Origin of the sequence: Blautia aquisgranensis, from assembly GCF_040096615.1 — a bacterium.
Classification (GTDB): Bacteria; Bacillota; Clostridia; order Lachnospirales; family Lachnospiraceae; genus Blautia_A; species Blautia_A aquisgranensis.
The window spans coordinates 146,353-166,424 of the sequence record NZ_JBBMEJ010000005.1 but is presented as its reverse complement, the minus strand read 5'-3'; the positions used below and the strand labels follow the sequence as shown (position 1 = coordinate 166,424).

Sequence of the window (20,072 nt, the reverse complement as noted above, 5' to 3'; positions counted from 1 at the left end):
TTATTTCTCCTCCTGGTTTTCAAATACGATTTTTCCGTCACATATGGTATAAAGAACTTTTCCTTTTACCTTCCTGCCGTCGAATGGTGTGTTATGTCCTTTGGAAACAAATTTATTCTTATCAATGGCGTATTCATGTTCTGTGTCCACAATAATAACGTCCGCAGGATGTCCCTTCTGAAGTGTTCCACTCTCAAGCCCAAGGATCTTCGCCGGATTGAGGCACATCTTCTCCACCATCTGATTCAGGGTAAGCACACCCTTTTCTACCAGCTCTGTATAAGTGAGAGGAAGGCTTGTCTCAAGACCTACGATTCCAAACGGTGCATTTTTCATGGAGCCTGTTTTTTCCTGGGCGCTGTGAGGTGCGTGATCTGTACTGATCACCTCGATTGTTCCGTCCTGAAGGCCTTTCTTTAATGCCTCCACGTCCTTCGGGGTACGAAGAGGCGGATTCATCTTGTAATTCGGATCATCCGTTTTAATATCGTCAGATGAAAGGATAAAATGATGCGGGCATACTTCTGCCGTAATGTTATCGTAACCTTTTTCTTTTACAATCTTCATCATCTCAGCATCTCCGTATGTAGAGCAGTGGCAAAGGTGAAGATGTACACCTGTCTCAAGTGCCAGAATAATGTCTCTGGCTGTGATCGTATCCTCCACTGCATTGCAGATTCCCGGAAGCCCAAGCCTTCTGGCGTTTTCATCATCATTCATGCAGCCATCGCCACGAAGATCAATATCTTCACAATGATCAAAAAACGGCACACCGCACTCTGCCGCAAGCTTCATCGCTTCTTTACAAAGAGCTGTATTCATTACAGATTTACCATCCTCGGAAACTGCCGGAATTCCCGCTTTTACCATTCCTTCGATGTCTGCAAGCTCTGTGCCTTTTTCGCCCTTCGTTGCGGCGCCTGCCTGAAGCACATGGATTCCGGATACCTGTGCTGCCTTATTATGTACATAATTCACTTTGTCCGGACTGTCGATCGTCGGAGTTGTGTTCGGCATGGCAACAACCGTCGTCACACCGCCACGGGCAGCTGCCGCAGATCCACTCATAATATCTTCTTTATGTGTCTGTCCCGGATCACGAAAATGGACATGAAGATCAATGATTCCCGGCATTACCAGTAATCCTTTTGCATTGATCACCCGGTCACCGTCCTTCGCTTTCAGTTTCTGGCCGATTTCCGTAATGATTTCGTCTTCCAGATAAATATCGCCTGTCTTATCTGTCTCTGTAGCCGCATCTACGATCCGGCCTCCCTGAATCAGAATCCCCATTTGTGTTCTCCTCTCATTTTATTTCATATTCTATTATATCATACACGAAAATTCTCTTTTTATAAAGATTTTTTTTACAAAGCATTTCCAAGGGGTTTTATGCACCGAAATTGTTGGAATTTTCTCCTTGACATTTCAAAACACGGGTTATATAATCAGTTCATGGCAAGATATTTAATGTAAAATCACTAGTTTTTAGAGATTATATTTACATAAATATAGTCTGTAAAATCTGGTGATTTTTTATTATCATCAGACGGCTATTTAACTTTTTTATTTCTATGGAGGTAACACAAAATGAACAAGGGAACTGTAAAATGGTTCAACGCAGAAAAAGGTTATGGTTTTATCACAGGTGAGGACGGACAGGACGTATTCGTACACTTCTCCGCAATCAACGGTGAGGGATTCAAGTCTCTTGAAGAGGGACAGGCTGTATCCTACGACTTAACAGAAGGCGCTCGCGGAATGCAGGCAGCTAACGTTACAAAGTTATAATTTATAAGATAAATCTATAACCATAAAAAACGTATAAGTCAAAACAGGTCTGCGATATGCGGACCTGTTTTTTTATTCCATCGTATTATACAGAAATCCCCAGAACGTTGCAAAAACTTCCCGGGGATTTTTTCTCATATTCTGATTTCATTAAATATCTGCTTGCAATCCGCATCCGCTGCATTCCCATAGTCAGATAACTGCCTTTTCTGTTTTATCTGGAAAGACTTTTGATTCTTCCCCATACAGACAGATTGCAATTATTCTGCGCCGTCTGAAGACAGACCTGAAATATAATCGGTCAGTGCAGAAGTATCCATCACAGTATCTACCTTAATGCTGTTCTGTTTCGCCTCGATCTTCGTATAAGCAGAATAACCAATCCAGCCCACAAACAGAACTGCGATCAGAATCCATGCTGCCATCTCAAGAACAAACTCCGCGCGTTCTTTCTTCATTGCACTGCTCCGTGCAAATTTTCCATTTTTATATTTGTCAACTTTCTTCTGGCTCATTATCTTTCTCCTTTGCCGCTTCAAATACTTTATCCATTATAGCACATCTGTTTTCAAAAGAAAAGCGGCACCCTGTGAAGAAATTTCAAAAATTACACTGCTACGATAATACCACCGTCATTGGCATACATGCTGCTGACTCCCGCAGTATCCATAACCACAACATTCGCCGGATTCAGTCTTGTGCGGATAGCTTCCTCCAGCATCTTCGCTCTCTCCTGACAGTTACAGTGTGTGATTGCAACTGTTTTTGACGGAATATTGATTCCTTTCTCTGCAACATGGTCTACCATCTTCACAATAGCTTTGTTCATGCCCCTCGCCTGATCCAGCTGGCAGATTGTTCCTTCCGGTGTAGAGCCCATTACCGGCTTGATCTTCAGCGCACTTGCCACCAGCGCCTTCACTCTGCTGAGGCGTCCATTCTTACGCAGTGTTTCCAAATTCTCAAGTACAAAAAAGGTACTCATCTCTTCAATATATTCTTCTACCGTGCTTACAACTTCCTCAAAAGAAAGATTCTTATTCTCACATTCTATGATTTTCATAGCGATCAGACTCTCTCCGCCTGACGCAGACTTCGAATTAAACACATGGATCTTCTTTCCCGGATAGTCTTCCAGAAACAGACTCTTTCCAAGTACAGCGCTGTTATAGGAACCACTCAGTTCCGAAGAAAGTGTCACTGCATAAATATGATCTGCATCGCACTCATAAGCCTTCATATACCGTTCCGGAGATGGGCAGGCAGATTTCGGGCATTCCGGGCATTCTGCAACTTTTTTTAAAAAATCCTTCTGATCAAAAGTCTCATCATCTATAATACTCTCACCACCGACCATCAGCGTAAGCGGCACAGCTTCAATTCTCTCATCCTCTTTCCATTCATCAAGAAGTTCTCCACAGCTATCTATCGCAATCTTATAACTCAATTATATCGTCCTCTTTTCCATTATATGTAGTTTTCAATACCACATCTATGGTATCACATAAACGCATATTTGAAAAGAGTTTTTTAAAAAGTCTGTCTTTTTTTCTTTATTTGAGATATAATAGCTCTACAGATACTCATAAACGAAAGGAAGTGTAACATGCTGGCATTAAAGATTATCGATATTCGGGATTTTACAAACAAACTTTTCATAGGAGAAGTTTTTGACAAATTTTGTCTGACCGAAGCTACGATCACCACTTTCAATACATTTACCATTGACGGCAGACTCCAGCAGGATTTTTTTGATACAGACACTCTGAATAAGATCACGGAATACGGCCGTACTCATTCCTTATGGAAAGATATCAGACCTTTCTGCTGGTCTGTGATACGTGGAAAGCGTACCCCTCTTGGTTTTAAGATCGTACTTCATTTAAGTCGAAGCGGCATGGAAGCTGCAATGAATAATACAGATACCGGAATTTCTTCCGATCAGATCAGTGGATTGTTTCTGAATCTCCAGTTCAAAAACAACTCTCTTCTTTGCACTACCGGGATTTCTCTTCGGACATTTTCCATGAATAAACGTCCGGAACAGCTCTGGGATGACACGATTCTTCGTTTTCTGTCACAGAATCAGATACTTTTCGAAAAAATGTAATCAGATACGTTCTTCCATATCTGTAAGATAATACGCCAACATATCAATAAATTCACTGTTAGTCGGCTTATAATCCAGGGAATATCCTGCAATCTCTTCCAACAGCTCCCTGTTTCCTTCCCAACAGACATTTACCAATGTACGGATATCATGCTCAACATTTGTAGGTGTTGATTTATATTTTGTCGCCAGACATGGATAGATATCCTTTGTGATCCGCAGTGGTTTCTCCTGATATTTCATGGATATCTTTACTGCCTCCGCAGCAAAAAAGTACCCTTTGTATTTTGAGTTGGCACCCAGTCTCCTTATCAAACCATAAATTCTTCTCATACGTTTCCCTCCATTATTCTTTTAAAATAGGCTCACATATATAATACGAATTTTCTGTGTATTTTTCGCTTTCTTCTGAAAATTTATTTTTCATATATTAGATACTATTTTAACTTTTCAACATCATATAACTGTAAATTTTTGTTTAATATATAGTGTATTATATAATATACGGAAAATTGTGTTAAAGATACACACATTGCTGTCCAGATAGAAAACTAATAGCCATCCGTCAGATATCCATGATATACCATCAGCAAAAAAGGCTCTGCCCAGTAGAAACACCGGACAAAGCCTTTTGAAAAATCTTATTATTTTGTAAGTACCATAAGGATATCATTGCTTCTCTTAACAAATTTCGTCATTTCCTCTGGTGAAAGCTGTTTATGGCTCATCATTGCCAGATCATAAAGCTGCTCACAGATTACCGGAACATGTTCGGATTCCTGATTCTCAGCTACGAATTTGACGAGCGGATGATTTGCATTCAGTACCAGTACTTCCTGTCCACCGAACATGTTCGGATCCATTCCATACATATTGTACATCTTCATCATGTCCTGCATACGACGGCTCTCTTCCGGAAGAGTGATCATTGCTGCAGTGCCTTCGTTTTTCAGTTTCTCTACTTTTACTTCCAGTTTATCTTTGCCGAGGTTCTTGCGAAATACATCTGTAAGAGTTTTTACGGTTGCCTCATCAGTCTCTCCATCCTCACGAAGCTCCTCTGTCAGATCTGCATCAATTCTCTTGAACTGAATTGCCTGATCCTGCTGCTCCAGGTGAGAGATAAACTGAGAATCGATCACATGTTTCAGGATCACTGCATCTTTACCGGCCTCGCGGAACATGTTGATGTACTGACTCTGCTGAACCTCATCGGTTACATAGTAGATCACTGTCTTCTCCGGTTCTTCGCTCTGGTTCTCCTCAGAAGCCTTCTCTTCTGTTTTCTTCTCTTCCTCTGTTTCTTTGGACTCTTCTTTCTTGTTCTCCTCAATGCAGTCTTTCAGAGTAAGATATTTACCATCCAGGTTCTTAAAGAGAATGTAATCATTCATCTTTTCGCCGAATTTTGCATCCTTGATGCATCCAAACTTAATGAACGGGCTGATATCATCCCAGTATTTCTCATAGGATTCTCTGTCTGTCTTGCACATTCCTGTCAGCTTGTCTGCAACCTTCTTGGTGATATACTCGGAGATCTTTTTCACAAAGCCATCATTCTGCAGTGCGGAACGTGATACGTTCAGCGGCAGATCCGGACAATCGATCACACCTTTCAGAAGGAGAAGAAATTCAGGAATGACTTCTTTAATATTATCTGCGATAAATACCTGATTATTGTAAAGTTTAATAGTTCCCTCGATGGAATCATACTCTGTTCTGATCTTCGGGAAATAAAGGATACCTTTCAGGTTAAACGGATAATCCATGTTCAGATGAATCCAGAACAGAGGCTCCTTGTAATCCATAAATACCTTACGGTAGAATTCCTTATACTCATCATCTGTGCATTCATTCGGATGTTTCATCCACAGTGGTTGTGTATCACTTAAGGATACCGGACGCTTGTTGATCTTTACTTTATCTTTTGCAGGAGAAACTTCAACAACTTCCTTCTCACCCTTATCGTTCTCTTTTTCCTCTGTCTTGGCTTCCTCATGAATATGTTCAACTACTACATCATCCTCACGGAGATCTGCCTCGTCGATCGTCTCATATTCCTGCTCTGCATTAGCTTTGGAAAGGTAGATATTTACCGGCATGAAAGAGCAGTACTTCTCGATTACTTCACGCATACGGTACTCATTGGCAAATTCCAGGCTCTCCTCATTAAGGAAAAGTGTGATCTCTGTTCCAGGTACTGTCTTGTTACCATCAGCCATCTCATACTCTGTGCCACCATCACAGGTCCAGTGAACCGGTGTAGAACCTTCTTTATAAGAAAGTGTATCAATATGAACCTCATCTGCAACCATGAATGCGGAATAGAAACCAAGTCCGAAATGACCGATCATCTGATCATCTGTTGTCTTATCTTTATATTTCTCAAGAAATTCGGTAGCACCGGAAAAAGCAATCTGTGTGATATATTCCTCTACCTCATCAGCAGTCATACCGATACCGTTATCAATAAACTTCAGGGTCTTCTGATCCGGATCTACAACAACATTGACAGCCGGCTTATAACCATCCGGGAATGTGTAGTCTCCCATAACCTCAAGTTTTCTCAGTTTCGTGATGGCATCGCATCCGTTGGAGATCATCTCTCTTACAAAAATATCATGGTCTGAATATAACCACTTCTTGATGATCGGAAAAATATTCTCACTGTTGATTGATAAACTTCCATGTTTTGCTGACATGTATGTCACTCTCCTTTTGTTCTTATTTATTGTGTTCCGGAAAAACCGGAAAATTGGTTCTGTTTTTTTCGATAAATATATACTAATACGACTTTTAACAAAAGTCAAGAAAAATTTAGCACTCACCAATTTTGAGTGCTAGTAACAATATTGTCCAGATATTCCTAAAGACAGAAAAAGATCCCCGCAAACTATGCAAGGATCTCCTTCCGTTCAATACAGGCTTCTGCCTGACTTATTATTTTTTCTTTTTGCGATATACAAGAACTCCTCCAATACATACAGCAGCGATCACAAGAATGATCACAAATGTCATAATCGGAGTGCTGTCACCTGTCTGAACTGCTGATTTCTTGTTTGCTCCGGTAACTGCCGGACTTGGCGTTGCAGTCAACGCTGCTGCCTGGGATACGGTAAATGTCACCTGGCTTTCAGTGCTACTTCCAATGTCAGACCATTTCGATCCATCGTATTTCTGCTCTGTAAAAGTAACCTTCAGTGTATACTGACCAGGCTTACTTACACGAAAAGTTGCTGTATAAGGAGCTGCATCCCAGGTACGTGTCTCTGTGATCTTCCAACTTGCAGGCAGGAATCTTGTATCACCCTTCTTCGGGCTCTCGTTGTTCATTCCTGCTCCAACTGCTGTAAATGTGATCTTGCTATTAGTGTCATATTTGCCATTGGCATCAATACCGGTAATCTTGTTATCAGATTCCTTAGCCTTCGAACCTGTATATCCATTTACTGTGACACTTACTGCTATTACTGTACTGATCTTATCCGGGTTCTTCACTCCATCCGGAAGTGTGACAGTACCTTTTACATTAAATGTCTGTCTGTCTGAAGAAGAAGGATTGTAAGAACAGCCCTTTACATCCCATTTCACGGATGCTTCCTTCTCACCTTTTGTTGTAGTAATCTTTACCGTAGATGGAAGTTTCAGTGCTTTCTGAGATTTCTCTGTTCCATTCGGAAGATCCTTGATATCCGAAGGCTTTTTAATCCCTGTAAGATTCTCTGCCGTGTCATTATTATCATCGTTCTTTTTAGTAACACTGAAATGTGCATTTACATACAGTTCCACATTTGCGCTGTTCTCAACTGTAATATCCTCAAGATATTCACCCTTTGTGAGACCACTTTTCGGCTGTACGCTGAATGTTGCACTTGCCCCGGCTGCCAGTTCTGTTGTAGAAAAACTGCCAACTGTATAATATTTACTTTCCGGCTGCTGCAGTGTGATATTAGTATTTCCGGTATTGGTCACTGTCACTGTCTGAGCATCCGGTGCATTTTTGTAGCCTTCCGCGGAGGTTCCGAATTCCACGCTGTCCGGACTGATAGAAAGATCATATACCGGCTCCGGCTCTGTCACTCCAAAAAATACCTCAACAGAATCAAGCTCCGTTCCGTCCAGATCTTTTATATATATTTTGCCACTATAATCACCCGCAGGAAGTTCCAGCTTAGGCTGAATCGTAAATGTGGCACTCTCTCCCGGATTAACGACTTCTGCCGAAAGTTTTCCTACTACATAACTGTTTGCTTCCGGCTGTGCCAGGCGGACAGCTACATTTCCTGTATTCGTCACTGTAATCGTTACAGCATCCGGTGCAGCGTCATATCCCTGCTCCAGGCTTCCGAAATCTTTCTCAGAAGGATCTGTACTTACAGATACTTTTTCTTCGGCTGCTGCTTTTACTGTTATCTGCGCATTTACTGTTACAACGGTATTTTCATCTTCTTCTGCTGAGAATTTAAGCTCATCTGCGTATGGTTCCTCCTTCGCAGGAAGCCCCTCCTTCGGCTGCACAGTAAACATCTGCTCATCTTCTGCCGCAATCTGAATATTTCCCTCTGTTTCAACAGAAGTCACCGGTGTAATGTCAAAATAATCGGAATCTGGCTGTACCAGAGTTACCGTCTCTGTTCCATCATTCTTAATGGTAACTGTAAGGGTCTCAGTTTCCTCATATCCTTCAGTTAAAGTCTCAAAAGAAAGATCTGGATTATCTACACTGAGTTTAAATTTTCCCTTTTGGTTTCCATTATCATCAGACTCTGAAGAAGAATCTTTTTTCTCTTCTGATTTCTTCTCAGCAGCCTTTACCGTGAAATCTGCTTCAAAAGATACCTGCACACCTTCTTCTGTCTCATAGGTGATCGGATCTTTATATTCTCCGACCGGCAGTTCTTCTCTTGGTTTTGCCCATGCAGTTACAGTCTCTCCTGATTTCAGCGGCTGATCATTGATATCCTGCACCATGAAATTCTTCGGTGAAATACTCTTAAAATTCAGATCACCGGTTCCGGTATTAGTAATGGAAACATACTGCGCTTCCGGTATTTCTGTATATCCTTCTTCCACAGTGCCGAAATTCAGAACTCCGCTTCCGTCATCTGTTGTTACTTCAGCAGAATAAGTCAGTTCTTCTGTTTTATTTTCATTCCCCTGCTGGTCACTGTTTCCATCAACCTGAACAGCATCTGTATTCTTTTCGGAGGAATTTGTTTCTGCGGTACTTTCTGAAGTCTCCTCCTGTGCAGCTTCGGCATTTTCGTTGTTTTCCGAATCACCATTTACTTCTACAACGGCATTATCCCCGGTAGCCGCATCTGTATCACTGTTCTCGTCGGAAGCTTCGCTATCGGTACCCGGCGTGGAGTTCTCTTCCGTATCCCCGGTTTGTGCTTCTGATTCATTACCTTCTTCAGATATTTCTGTATTTTCATTTTCCACAGTCTCTGAAGACTCAGAAGCTACATCGCTCGCTGCATCTGCATCCTCCGTTTTTCCGACCGTTTTTTCTTCGGCTTTTTTCTGCTCTGCAAGCGCTTTCGCCTCTTCCTCTGTAGCAGAAACTTCATATGTTTCAGCTGTTAGCTCACCGCTGATTCCTTTGTCGGACTTACCTGTGATCTTCAGTACAATCGGAAGTCCAAGAGCAGTTTCATCAATCTTATATGTTTTATCCGTGCTGACTTCTGTAAGAAGATCTCCATCTTTCAATGACCAGGAAAAATCTACCAGGTCATCAGTAATTCCTTCCGGTTTCACTTTTGAATAATCGGCGCTCAATGTAATTCCAACTGCTGCATTTCCCTTGATCTTAAGTGTTCCATCCAAAGCTCCGGACGGAGCTGCTGATGCAAACACCATAGACGGAAGCAGTGTCACCACCATAAGCACAGCCATCATAATGGCCAGTACTCTGCCTTTCCTCATATTCCATCCTCCTCTACATCATTCTTCATTTCTCCGGGTATATTTTCAATATACCTAAAGCTCTCTGTTTGCTGATGCAAGTTTATCATATTTAATTCTTAAAAATGTAATTCCCGGTTTCCGTTAGAAGCATCAGCCTTCCACGATCATGTATTTTCCATCCGGAAGCTTGAACACTTCGCTTTCTTCTTCCAGTTCCTTCAGGGAAAGCCCCTCTACATCCGCGCCCATTCCATCGAGATATTTTTTTACATCTTTGAGGGAATCCAGGACAACTGCCATACAGTCCTCAAGAAAAGCCTCTGCCTCTTCAAAATCATCTGCCACCGGCTCATCAAAAAGCTGTCCCTGGTTTTTGAGAAATGTCTCTACGTATTCTTTCTTATACATCTGAAAGTACCTCCTTTATATTTCCGCCTGCCTGGATCAGTCTGCGAAGCACCGGTGCAACTTCTTCTGTCTCATAGGCCGCTGCTTCCCGCACTCCCTGTTTCGCATGCTTCATGGCAAAGCTGTATTTCACCGATTTCATCATTTCGATATCATTGTATTCATCACCAAAAACCACACATTCCTCCGGCCCGATTCCCAGAAGGTCCTGATATTTCCGGATTCCCTTGGCTTTATTAGTGGTAAATGGTATAAAATCCACCCACGCAAATCCGGATGTTACAACTGTACAACGGTCTCCGAACCGTTCTCTCCAGTACCGGATAGATTCTTCTGTCATTCCTTCTTTTTCATAAACGGCAACCTTCATGCAGGGCTCTGTGATCTCACTGAAATCCGTTATGATCCTGCACTGATTTTTTACTTCTTCGATCATAAGGTGACGGTAATGCTCTGTTTTGGGCATAATATAATAAAGATCCTTCGTGGAGCAGGAAAACTCCGCGTCTTTTTTCTCCCAAATCGCCTGCAGGATTTCCATCACAAGATCTTTATCGAAGCTGTCACAATAAAGAAGCTTCTCATTCTGAACTGCAAGACCACCATTCTCCCCGATAAAAGCCATATCGTCCTTTACCGGAGCAAACATATTCCTCATATTTGCATACTGCCTTCCACTGGCCGCAACAAAAAGAATTCCCATATCTTTCAGTTCTTTTACCAGCGGAAAAATTTCCGGTGGCAGAGACTGTCTTCCGTTTGTAAGTAATGTTCCGTCCAGATCGCTGGCTACCAGTTTAATCATGATTTTTCTCCTTATACACAGCGATCAGATCGCGCGGTCCTTCCGCTACAATATCTGCCCCGTTTTTCTCCAGTTCTTCCCTGTCCCGGAAGCCCCAGAGCGCGCCCACTGTATACATACCTGCTGCTTTGCCGGTCTGCATATCCGTCTTTGTATCTCCGATATACATGCATTCCTCTGGCTTCACACTGAAATCTTCCGCAATCTTCAGCGGACCATCCGGAGCCGGTTTGCGTCGGATTCCTTCCTGCTGCCCCATAACCTCGTCAAAAACATCCCCATAAATTGCTTTTACAACTTTTTGTGCAGCAATGTGAGGTTTATTGGAGCAGACTGCAAGCTTCAGTCCCAGTGTTTTCAGCACTTTGATTGTTTCCGGCATATCCTTATATGGCACAACTTTATACAATGGATCCTCGTCAAATTTCCGGCGGTAAAGCTCCCTCACCTCATCATAATGGATAAGCTTCGGATCCCCGGCATCTGCAAGGCATCTGCGAATCAGCATATCTGCACCTTCGCCGCTGTAATAGCGAAAATTATCAGCTGGCTGCGGCTGCAAAGAAAATTTTTCTATGATCTCGTTGGCTACATAAGCCATGGATTCCAACGTATCTGCAAGTGTTCCATCCAGATCAAATATACAGGCTTTTATCATTTTGTTCATCCTCTCAGGTCTATTCCGATTTTTTTCGTCTCGTAGATCAGCCTTGCCACCGGCAGACCTACCACATTGTTGTAATCTCCACGGATTCCCTTTACATAAGCACCCCAGGCTCCCTGAATTCCATAACTTCCCGCTTTATCCATGGGATCTCCGCTGTCCACATAAGCCTCGATTTCTTCCTCACTCACCGGATAAAAGATCACATCTGTACATTCAAAAAATGTATGTACCTTCCAGGATCCGCTCTCTCCGGTCAGCACGGTCACACCTGTATAAACCTGATGTGTATTCCCCTGCAGCATGGAAAGCATCTGGATCGCTTTATCCCGGTCTGCTGGTTTGCCAAGGATCCTGTCTTCATAAGATACGATCGTATCTGCACCGATCACAATGCAGCCCTCCGGCACATGTCCATTCTCTTTTTCCAGGGCTCTGGCCGTGAACATTGCTTTTTGGTAGGAAAGCTCCTCAACTATTTTCGAGGGTTCCGTACTGGTAATCTTTTCCTCTCCATCAGCCGGCTTTACTTCAAATTCTATTCCCACCTGGCTTAAAAGCTCCCGTCTCCGCGGTGATGCGGAAGCAAGTACAATTTTTTTCATCTGTTATGTTCCTCTCTTTCCTGTGTTACCAGTATACCCTTTTCCGAATGGAGGTGCAACCCGGAATCCATAAAAGGATTTTTTTACAGAGAAAAAATGCGCCGGGATAATTTAAAATCCCGGCGTATCTGATATTTCTGTCAATATTTATTTTATGCTTTTGGCAGCTTAAAAGAACTCTTAAGAGAAACGATACGGTTAAATACCGGTGCTCCCTCCTTGGAATCATGAATGTCTGCACAGAAAAATCCGTTCCGGACAAACTGATAGCTGTCATATCCCTTCGCCTTGAGAAGCTCCGGCTCCACATAGGCACTTGTAACAGTAAGAGAATTCGGGTTCACATTCAGAGAACCGTCTTCTTTATTGTAAACACCTTTCTCCTCATCTACGATGTTCTCATAAAGTCTTACCTCGACCTTGCCTGCATTGGATGCCTCAACCCAGTGGATGGTTCCCTTTACCTTACGGCCATCCGGTGCATTTCCGCCTTTGGTTGCCGGATCATATGTGCAGTGAACAACACGGATCGTTCCATCATCATCTGCCTCATAGCCTGTGCAGGTTACAAAATATGCGTTCATCAGACGCACTTCGTTTCCAATGTAGAGACGTTTATATTTCTTAGGCGGCTCAGCCATGAAGTCTTCACGTTCAATGTAAAGTTCTCCACTGAATGGAATCTTACGGCTTCCCAGTGCCTCATTCTCCATATTGTTCGGTGCTTCCAGATATTCAACCTGGCCTTCCGGATAGTTGTCAATCACCAGCTTGATCGGATCAAGAATTGCCATCATACGCGGACGTTTCAGCTTCAGATCCTCACGGATACAATACTCAAGCATTGCATAGTCAACAGAGCTGTTAGCCTTGGAAACTCCACAGAGCTCTACGAATTTACGAATGGATTCCGGTGTAAAGCCACGGCGGCGAAGTGCTGCGATGGAAACCAGTCTCGGATCATCCCATCCGTCTACAATACCATCCTCTACAAGCTTCTTGATATAACGCTTACCTGTAACAACGTTAGTCAGATACAGCTTAGCAAACTCAATCTGCTTCGGTGGATGCGGATATTCCAACTCTTTTACGACCCAGTCATAGAGCGGTCTGTGATCCTCAAACTCCAGTGTACAGATGGAATGTGTTACACCTTCGATAGCATCCTCGATCGGATGAGCAAAATCATACATAGGATAAATGCACCATTTATCTCCTGTATTATGGTGTGTCATGCGGGCTACACGATAGATGACCGGATCACGCATGTTCATGTTCGGAGATGCCATATCGATCTTGGCACGGAGAACCTTCTCTCCATCTCCATATTTGCCCTCTCGCATCTCCTCAAAGAGCTTCAGGTTCTCCTCAACTGTACGGTTTCTGTATGGGCTCTCTTTACCTGGTTCTGTAAGCGTTCCTCTGTACTCACGGATCTGATCTGCTGTCAGGTCACAGACAAAGGCCTTGCCTTTTTTAATAAGCTTCACTGCAGCCTCATACATCTGGTCAAAATAATCAGATGCGAAGAAAAGTCTGTCTTCCCAGTCTGCGCCAAGCCATTTTACATCAGCCTTGATAGATTCTACAAATTCTGATTTCTCCTTTGTAGGGTTGGTATCATCAAAACGCAGATTGAATTTACCATTATATTTCTTAGCTAAGCCATAATTCAAAAGAATGGATTTCGCATGTCCAATATGAAGATAGCCATTCGGCTCCGGCGGGAAACGTGTATGCACGGTGTCGTATACGCCTTCTTCAAGATCTTTGTCTATAATATTTTCAATAAAATTCTTGGAAACTGTCTCGTTGTCCATTGATCTCCCTCCTAGATATCGTCCTGATGTCTTATCTTATCACAATTTCAAAGTTTTTGAAACCCGAAAAAACTGTATTTAGACAAAAAAATAAAGCTGCTGACGGGAATCGAACCCGTGACCTCCGCCTTACCAAGGCGACGCTCTACCGACTGAGCCACAGCAGCTTGTTACGCGGCACTTACCGCTCACAGTTGATTATATTATCAGATGATACGTTTATTGTCAACAGTTTATTTTTACTTTTTATATATTTTTTGTAAAAATATATTTTTCGCGAATAATAGAGAAATCCAACAGCTCAGCAACACCTTCTTATAATGCCGTTGAGCCGCTGGAATCTTCTTTTTTTATTCTTCTGTATCAGTCTCTTCCTCTACAGTTTCTTCTGAAGCATCCTCTGTTTCATCCGGTTCTTCCTCTTTGGCATCCTCAGATGCTTCCTCTGTTTCTGCAGTTTCTTCTTTGACTTTCTCAGATGCTTCCTCTGTTTCAGTAACTTCTTCTGCCTGCGCTTCTGTCTCTTTCGCTACTTCTACTGTTTCAGATGCTGTCTTGTCCCAGTCCTGGAAAACTTCTTTCTCTTCTTTTTCTTCTTTTTTGTCGTCTTCCTCAAGGTCATCCAGATCATCGAAATCATCCTCAAAGTCTTCTTCATATGATTTCTTTCTTGTCACAAGTGCCGCAACAGCACCTGCAGCTGCTGCTGTAAGTGCACCTACTGCAACCAGTCCCCAATATTTGTTGATCTTTGCCATAACATTGCTCTCCTTTCTTATTCCGCTTCTTTTATAACCCATTGTAATACTTTTATTTTCAAAATGAAAGAGGGAAAAATCTCAGAAATATTTTTTTATTTTTCTCCGAATCCTGTGTAGTGCATTATCAATGGATTTGGGAGATTTTCCCAGAATCTCTGCGATTTCCCGGTAACCATTTCCATCCAGATACAGTTCAAGCACTTTGTTCTCCAGAGCGCTCAGGTTTTTTTCCATTTCTTTCTCAAGAGCCTTCACATTCTCCCTGTCGATCAGGATTGATTCCGGATTACCATGTTCCACACAGGAATCTCTGAGATTTTCTTCCGTCTCGCTGCTGCTTAGCGATATATACGTGTTCAGCGGCTGATGTTTCTGACGGTTGGAGCTTTTTATTGCGCTGTACATCTGCCTGTCAATACACATATTCGCAAAGGACTGAAACGATGCCTCGTGCCCGGGCCGATAATCACGGACTGCTTTAAACAGGCCGATCATCCCTTCCTGGATCAGATCATCCGTATCTCCGCCAATGAGAAACATGGCACGGGCCTTTTTTCTGACCAGCCCTTTATATTTTTCCATCAGATGATCCGCAATTGCAGTCTCCCCGTCTCGAAGCCTTCCGATCAGAATTTCATCCGCAGTTTCATTATATCGGCACATTCTCTCTCCATACAGCTTCTGCTGTTATTTCGACATTCTCTGTCTCACAATTTCAAAAGCAAGTACACCGGCCGCTACCGAAGCATTTAAAGAATCAATGTCACCCTGCATCGGAATTGCAGTTGTAAAATCGCACTTTTCTTTTACCAGACGGCTGACACCATTTCCTTCATTTCCGATCACAAGGCCGATTGGGCCTGTGAGATTCTGTCTGTACATCACTTCGCCGTCCATATCTGCACATACAAACCAGATACCTTTTTCTTTCAGCTCGTCGATCGTCTGTCCAAGATTAGCTACTTTTGCTACCGGCGTATAATTCAGTGCTCCAGCAGAAGTTTTGGCTACCGTTGCCGTAAGTCCGACAGCTCTGTGTTTCGGAATGATCACTCCATGGGCACCTGCAAGGTTCGCTGTACGGATGATTGCTCCCAGATTATGAGGATCTTCAATATTATCCAACAGAATAATAAAAGGAGGCTCTCCCTTCTCTTCCGCTTTTTTCAGAATATCCTCCACTGTGGAATAATCATAGGCAGCAACCTGTGCGATCACGCCCTGATGTGCCCCAGTCTCGCTCATAGAATCCAGTCGTTCCTTCGGAACAAACTTCACGATAGTATCATGTTTTCTGGCCTCTCTTGCAATCGTACGGACAGGACCATCCTGGCATCCATCCAGAATAAATAATTTATCTACACTTTTACCGGAACGAAACGCCTCCAGAACTGCATTTCTTCCTTCGATGATTTCAGTCAACTTTAAATTCCTCCTTCTCAAGACCTGCACGGACCAGCTCCAGGATCCTGGAAAAATCCTCTTTAAGATAAAGATATCCCATCAGAGCCTCAAAGCCTGTTGCACGTCGGTAATCTGCCATAGTCGCATGCTTCGCCATAGTGGCAGAATGTGCATTTCTGCCTCTTCGGTAAACACCTTTTTCTTCTTCTGTGAGAAGCGGTTCAATGATCTCCATCATTCCCGACTGTGCAGAAGCTTTCACAAGACCGCTTGCCTTTCTGTGAAGTCGGTTTACCGGACAGTTTGCTTTTTTTACAAGGATAGTGCGGATCACAAGCTCATAGACACCATCTCCGATATAAGCCAGAGTCAGTGGCGAATATGTTCTTAAATCCGCATCTTTCAGATCAAACAGCTCTTTAAGCTCCTTTAAGCTCTCTGCCATTTCACACCTTCTCTTGTATCCTTCAGAATGATACCTTTTTTCAGAAGCTCATCACGGATCTCGTCTGCTCTCTTGAAATCCTTTGCCTTTCTTGCAGCCTGACGCTCCTGGATCAGATCCTCGATCTCTTTGTCAAGAATTTCCTCTTTTTTCTCTACTTTCAGTCCGAGCACATCACAGAGCTTGAAAAGCTCTTCATAAAGGCTGCCTGCAAATTCCTTAGAGCTGTTTTCATTTACATTGGTATTGGCAAATTTTACCAGTTCAAATACTGCTGCAAGACCATCTGCTGTATTGAAATCATCATCCATGGCATTTTCAAATTTTGTAACAAAAACCTCTGCTTCCTTGAGAAATGCAAGCTCTTCCTCTGTGATATTTTCTGCCGCAGCATTCTCCTTGCGATCCTTAAGCTTACCTGCTGCCTCAAGAATACGCTCCAGGGAATTCTTCGCTGCTTCCATCAGATCCGCACTGAAGTTCAGCGGACTTCTGTAATGTGCATTCAGCATGAAGAAACGAAGCACCTGAAGATCATACTGTTCACCGATCTCACGGACTGTACGGAAGTTTCCGAGAGATTTAGACATCTTACGATTGTCAATGTTCAGGAAACCATTGTGCATCCAGTATCTTGCAAAGATCTTTCCATTGCAGCACTCACTCTGTGCGATCTCATTCTCATGATGCGGGAAGATCAGGTCCTCGCCGCCTGCATGGATATCAATCTCCTCTCCGAGATATTTTTTGGACATAACAGAGCACTCGATATGCCAGCCAGGACGTCCGTCGCACCATGGTGACGGCCAGGATGGCTCACCTTCCTTCTTCGGTTTCCAGAGTACGAAATCAAGCGGATCTTCCTTCTGATCTTCTCCGGACACCTTAAGAGAACGGAAACCGGACTGCAGATCATCCAGATTCTTATGGGAAAGCTTACCGTATTCCTTGAACTTCTTCACACGGAAATATACGGTTCCGTCAGCAGCCGGATACGCATAGCCTTTGTCGATCAGTGTCTGAATCATATCGATCATCCCCTGAATCTCCTGTGTTGCCTGCGGTGCTGTTGTGGCAGGTTTTACATTCATATCTGCCATATCTTTTTTGCACTCTTTGATATAGCGGGTGGAAATCTCCTCTGCGGTAACTCCCTCCTCAATGGCCTTCTTGATGATCTTGTCATCCACATCTGTGAAGTTGGATACGTAATTTACTTCATAGCCCTTATATTCCATATATCTGCGTACCGTATCAAAAATGATCATCGGACGGGCATTTCCAATATGGATCAGATTGTAAACGGTAGGTCCGCAGACATACATCTTTACCTTACCCTCTTCAAGAGGTACGAATTCTTCTTTTCGACGTGTCAGTGTGTTAAAAATCTTCATGTTGCTCTTCCTCCAATTTCCCGATTCTATACAGGGAGCAGATCGCCTGCGAGGAGATTCCTTCTCCCTGCCCTGTAAAACCAAGTCCTTCTTCTGTAGTTGCCTTGATATTCAGCTGTGATATGTCAATTCCAAGCGCTGTCGCAATGTTTTCTCTCATCTTCGGAATATGCGGTGCCATCTTGGGCTTCTGGGCAATGATGGTTGCATCGATATTGCCGACCTCGTATCCGTTCTCCTTCAGAAGTCCGGCAACATGTACCAGCAGCTTCACACTGGAAATCCCCTTGTATGCAGGATCTGTATCCGGAAAATGCTTTCCAATGTCGCCAAGTGCCGCGGCTCCCAGAAGTGCATCCATGATCGCATGGATCAGTACATCCGCATCGGAATGTCCGAGAAGACCTTTTTCCCAGGGAATGTTTACTCCACCAAGGATCAGATCTCTGCCCTCTGTCAGTTTATGTACATCATATCCCATTCCTACTCTCATCAAACCATCCTCACTGCCTTTCTTAAAAAATATTCCGGTAGAACCCGCCTTGCATCTATGTTAGCAGATTCCTCCTAATGTCAGATTAATATGTCAGCATCTTAGAAAGTCTCAAAAGGCTCAATCGCCGCCTTGTATATGGTGCAAGTCTCAAGCTATCCGAAATTGTTTCTCTCGGAAGTCCGATGTCCCGTACTCTGCTTACACAACCAGCTGTACTCATCATTTCCTGCATATCCGTTACAGATGGCAGTGAATCAATGATCTGCGCGATTTCCGGAAGTGCATCTGAAAGCTGTCTTGTACTGATCTCATCCAGAATCTCCGGAGCATTCTCTTTATAAATAGCATCCAGAACACCTTTTTTTCCAAAGGTCTTCTGCAAAAGATCTCTGTCCTTTTCTGTGTGCGTGTGTACTTTACAGGATTTTCTGTGGATGGCATCCGCAATCTTCTTATATTCTAAAAGTGTCAGCATAGTTCCAGCAGAAACCTTCTCTCCGTGCAGTGCATTCAGATGACCATTGAGTACTTCCATATCCCACAGATGTACCAGATGATGTTCCGCACCGGAGGCCGGTCTGGAATTGCCGGTCATCTGCATCGCCAGACCAGACAGTACCAGTGCATACATCAGCTTCTCACAGGCATCCTCTTCACCCGCTGCGATCTCCTTCAGATTATCCTTCACAGTACGGATTGCTCTTGTTTCAAGCTTTACTACCTCTGCACAATAGTATTCCTCGGTAAGAATACTTCCGATCTTCCAGTCAGCCAGAGCAATGTATTTCCCCAGAATATCGGAAACACCTGCCGCTGCAAGTCTCCCTGGCGCCTTCGCAAAAATGTCGGTATCTGCAAAGACAAAAATCGGTGCAGAAGCCTTCACCATCTTCTTCACACCATTCCAGGTCATGTCCGCTACTGTAGAAGTAAATCCGTCTGAACTGGCTGCGGTGGGCACAGAGACAAAAGGAATCCGATACTGATGGGCAACATACCGGCTGAGATCATGGATCGTACCTGCACCAACTGCAAGCACAAGATCAATATCCTCTTCCATGTAATTCTCTACGATCTCTACAGCACGTTCATCTGCTTCCAGATTCTCTGCATCCAGGATCAGTACCTGGCACCTGTCGTAGATATCCTCCATCAGCTCTTCTGTTGCTTTATAGCTGTTCGTGTCACAGATCAGAAGGGGGGAAATGTATTCCTTCAGTTCTCCGTCTGACATTTCCTCTTCCAGTTTTTCCACCGCTCCTGATCTGATAATGATTTCCTTTACGTCTATGTGGTGCTCCCTCCCGCAGCCGCAAGGTCGGGCAAAATCGTCCGCATCGACTCGCATGTATTTATATCCTCCTGACTTATCTTAATAATTCACAGCAAATTTATAGTCTTCGCTGAATGATACAATATTACAGTTTGGTATTATACAGGATTTCTGTTTAAAAAT

20 protein-coding genes and 1 tRNA gene are annotated in these 20,072 nt (G+C 43.3%); 2 read left to right on the top strand and 19 right to left on the bottom strand.

The window, feature by feature from the left end; genetic code table 11:
- A complete protein-coding gene (locus WMO28_RS06135) occupies positions 1-1,293 on the bottom strand; it encodes a dihydroorotase (RefSeq protein ID WP_349056383.1) in 1,293 nt (430 codons plus the stop codon).
- Between the two features lie 297 nt (positions 1,294-1,590).
- Here WMO28_RS06135 and WMO28_RS06130 point away from each other — a divergent pair, with 297 nt between their 5' ends.
- Positions 1,591-1,791 carry a cold-shock protein gene (locus WMO28_RS06130; protein WP_015525894.1) on the top strand — a complete coding sequence of 67 codons (201 nt, stop codon included), beginning with the start codon at positions 1,591-1,593 and terminating at the stop codon, positions 1,789-1,791.
- A gap of 260 nt (positions 1,792-2,051) precedes the next feature.
- Here WMO28_RS06130 and WMO28_RS06125 read toward each other — a convergent pair whose 3' ends face one another.
- Together WMO28_RS06125 and WMO28_RS06120 are read right to left on the bottom strand one after the other, a co-directional pair.
- Entirely contained in the window at positions 2,052-2,306 is a 255-nt protein-coding gene (locus tag WMO28_RS06125) for a hypothetical protein (protein ID WP_349056382.1), read from the bottom strand.
- A gap of 92 nt (positions 2,307-2,398) precedes the next feature.
- Positions 2,399-3,238: a DegV family protein gene (locus WMO28_RS06120; RefSeq protein WP_349056381.1), complete on the bottom strand. Its 840-nt coding sequence runs from the start codon at positions 3,236-3,238 to the stop codon at positions 2,399-2,401.
- 159 nt (positions 3,239-3,397) lie between these two features.
- On the opposite strand from WMO28_RS06120, the gene WMO28_RS06115 reads away from it, so the two are divergent.
- Positions 3,398-3,901, top strand: coding sequence for a DUF5721 family protein (locus WMO28_RS06115; RefSeq protein WP_349056379.1), 504 nt, complete (start codon positions 3,398-3,400; stop codon positions 3,899-3,901).
- Here the strand turns inward: WMO28_RS06115 and WMO28_RS06110 are convergent, their stop codons facing one another.
- The 16 genes from WMO28_RS06110 to WMO28_RS06035 all read right to left on the bottom strand — a co-directional run bounded on the left by WMO28_RS06110 (position 3,902) and on the right by WMO28_RS06035 (position 19,964).
- Entirely contained in the window at positions 3,902-4,234 is a 333-nt protein-coding gene (locus WMO28_RS06110) for a sporulation initiation factor Spo0A C-terminal domain-containing protein (RefSeq protein WP_349056378.1), read from the bottom strand.
- Between the two features lie 311 nt (positions 4,235-4,545).
- On the bottom strand, positions 4,546-6,603 hold the full coding sequence (gene htpG, locus WMO28_RS06105; RefSeq protein WP_349056377.1) for a molecular chaperone HtpG: 2,058 nt from the start codon (positions 6,601-6,603) through the stop codon (positions 4,546-4,548).
- Between the two features lie 238 nt (positions 6,604-6,841).
- Positions 6,842-9,832, bottom strand: coding sequence for a hypothetical protein (locus WMO28_RS06100; RefSeq protein ID WP_349056376.1), 2,991 nt, complete (start codon positions 9,830-9,832; stop codon positions 6,842-6,844).
- Positions 9,833-9,964: 132 nt separating this feature from the next.
- Positions 9,965-10,222, bottom strand: coding sequence for a glyoxalase (locus tag WMO28_RS06095; RefSeq protein WP_349056374.1), 258 nt, complete (start codon positions 10,220-10,222; stop codon positions 9,965-9,967).
- Positions 10,215-11,027 (bottom strand): HAD family hydrolase, encoded by an 813-nt coding sequence (locus WMO28_RS06090; RefSeq protein ID WP_349056373.1) that lies wholly within the window; start codon positions 11,025-11,027, stop codon positions 10,215-10,217. Before WMO28_RS06090 ends, WMO28_RS06095 begins: the two co-directional genes overlap by 8 nt.
- Positions 11,020-11,685, bottom strand: a complete 666-nt coding sequence (locus WMO28_RS06085) for an HAD family hydrolase (protein WP_349056372.1) — start codon at positions 11,683-11,685, stop codon at positions 11,020-11,022. The genes WMO28_RS06090 and WMO28_RS06085 overlap by 8 nt, the downstream gene beginning before the upstream one ends.
- A gap of 5 nt (positions 11,686-11,690) precedes the next feature.
- Positions 11,691-12,296 (bottom strand): Maf family protein, encoded by a 606-nt coding sequence (locus WMO28_RS06080; RefSeq protein ID WP_349056371.1) that lies wholly within the window; start codon positions 12,294-12,296, stop codon positions 11,691-11,693.
- Between the two features lie 152 nt (positions 12,297-12,448).
- Positions 12,449-14,116: a glutamine--tRNA ligase/YqeY domain fusion protein gene (locus WMO28_RS06075; RefSeq protein WP_349056370.1), complete on the bottom strand. Its 1,668-nt coding sequence runs from the start codon at positions 14,114-14,116 to the stop codon at positions 12,449-12,451.
- A gap of 94 nt (positions 14,117-14,210) precedes the next feature.
- A tRNA-Thr gene (locus WMO28_RS06070) sits at positions 14,211-14,283 on the bottom strand.
- Between the two features lie 183 nt (positions 14,284-14,466).
- Positions 14,467-14,874, bottom strand: a complete 408-nt coding sequence (locus WMO28_RS06065) for a hypothetical protein (protein ID WP_178643206.1) — start codon at positions 14,872-14,874, stop codon at positions 14,467-14,469.
- Positions 14,875-14,955: 81 nt separating this feature from the next.
- Positions 14,956-15,540 (bottom strand): RNA polymerase sporulation sigma factor SigH, encoded by a 585-nt coding sequence (gene sigH, locus WMO28_RS06060; RefSeq protein WP_178643204.1) that lies wholly within the window; start codon positions 15,538-15,540, stop codon positions 14,956-14,958.
- 24 nt (positions 15,541-15,564) lie between these two features.
- Positions 15,565-16,299 (bottom strand): 23S rRNA (guanosine(2251)-2'-O)-methyltransferase RlmB, encoded by a 735-nt coding sequence (gene rlmB / locus WMO28_RS06055; protein WP_178643202.1) that lies wholly within the window; start codon positions 16,297-16,299, stop codon positions 15,565-15,567.
- Positions 16,292-16,726: a ribonuclease III domain-containing protein gene (locus WMO28_RS06050; RefSeq protein ID WP_178643200.1), complete on the bottom strand. Its 435-nt coding sequence runs from the start codon at positions 16,724-16,726 to the stop codon at positions 16,292-16,294. The genes rlmB and WMO28_RS06050 overlap by 8 nt, the downstream gene beginning before the upstream one ends.
- Positions 16,711-18,120 (bottom strand): cysteine--tRNA ligase, encoded by a 1,410-nt coding sequence (cysS, locus tag WMO28_RS06045; protein ID WP_349056369.1) that lies wholly within the window; start codon positions 18,118-18,120, stop codon positions 16,711-16,713. Before cysS ends, WMO28_RS06050 begins: the two co-directional genes overlap by 16 nt.
- The gene (ispF, locus tag WMO28_RS06040) at positions 18,107-18,613 is read right to left on the bottom strand and encodes a 2-C-methyl-D-erythritol 2,4-cyclodiphosphate synthase (protein ID WP_178643196.1); all 507 of its coding nucleotides are present in this window, start codon (positions 18,611-18,613) and stop codon (positions 18,107-18,109) included. The genes cysS and ispF overlap by 14 nt, the downstream gene beginning before the upstream one ends.
- An 85-nt stretch (positions 18,614-18,698) precedes the next feature.
- A complete protein-coding gene (locus tag WMO28_RS06035; protein WP_349056367.1) occupies positions 18,699-19,964 on the bottom strand; it encodes a sn-glycerol-1-phosphate dehydrogenase in 1,266 nt (421 codons plus the stop codon).
- Between the last annotated feature and the right edge of the window lie 108 nt (positions 19,965-20,072).

Coding starts and splice junctions, on each gene's coding strand:
- WMO28_RS06135 (WP_349056383.1), bottom strand. CDS start 1,293: ATGGGGATTCTGATTCAGGGAGGCCGGATCGTAGATGCGGCTACAGAG.
- WMO28_RS06130 (WP_015525894.1), top strand. CDS start 1,591: ATGAACAAGGGAACTGTAAAATGGTTCAACGCAGAAAAAGGTTATGGT.
- WMO28_RS06125 (WP_349056382.1), bottom strand. CDS start 2,306: ATGAGCCAGAAGAAAGTTGACAAATATAAAAATGGAAAATTTGCACGG.
- WMO28_RS06115 (WP_349056379.1), top strand. CDS start 3,398: ATGCTGGCATTAAAGATTATCGATATTCGGGATTTTACAAACAAACTT.
- WMO28_RS06110 (WP_349056378.1), bottom strand. CDS start 4,234: ATGAGAAGAATTTATGGTTTGATAAGGAGACTGGGTGCCAACTCAAAA.
- htpG (WP_349056377.1), bottom strand. CDS start 6,603: ATGTCAGCAAAACATGGAAGTTTATCAATCAACAGTGAGAATATTTTT.
- WMO28_RS06100 (WP_349056376.1), bottom strand. CDS start 9,832: ATGAGGAAAGGCAGAGTACTGGCCATTATGATGGCTGTGCTTATGGTG.
- WMO28_RS06095 (WP_349056374.1), bottom strand. CDS start 10,222: ATGTATAAGAAAGAATACGTAGAGACATTTCTCAAAAACCAGGGACAG.
- WMO28_RS06090 (WP_349056373.1), bottom strand. CDS start 11,027: ATGATTAAACTGGTAGCCAGCGATCTGGACGGAACATTACTTACAAAC.
- WMO28_RS06085 (WP_349056372.1), bottom strand. CDS start 11,685: ATGATAAAAGCCTGTATATTTGATCTGGATGGAACACTTGCAGATACG.
- WMO28_RS06080 (WP_349056371.1), bottom strand. CDS start 12,296: ATGAAAAAAATTGTACTTGCTTCCGCATCACCGCGGAGACGGGAGCTT.
- WMO28_RS06075 (WP_349056370.1), bottom strand. CDS start 14,116: ATGGACAACGAGACAGTTTCCAAGAATTTTATTGAAAATATTATAGAC.
- WMO28_RS06065 (WP_178643206.1), bottom strand. CDS start 14,874: ATGGCAAAGATCAACAAATATTGGGGACTGGTTGCAGTAGGTGCACTT.
- sigH (WP_178643204.1), bottom strand. CDS start 15,540: ATGTGCCGATATAATGAAACTGCGGATGAAATTCTGATCGGAAGGCTT.
- WMO28_RS06050 (WP_178643200.1), bottom strand. CDS start 16,726: ATGGCAGAGAGCTTAAAGGAGCTTAAAGAGCTGTTTGATCTGAAAGAT.
- cysS (WP_349056369.1), bottom strand. CDS start 18,120: ATGAAGATTTTTAACACACTGACACGTCGAAAAGAAGAATTCGTACCT.
- ispF (WP_178643196.1), bottom strand. CDS start 18,613: ATGAGAGTAGGAATGGGATATGATGTACATAAACTGACAGAGGGCAGA.
- WMO28_RS06035 (WP_349056367.1), bottom strand. CDS start 19,964: ATGCGAGTCGATGCGGACGATTTTGCCCGACCTTGCGGCTGCGGGAGG.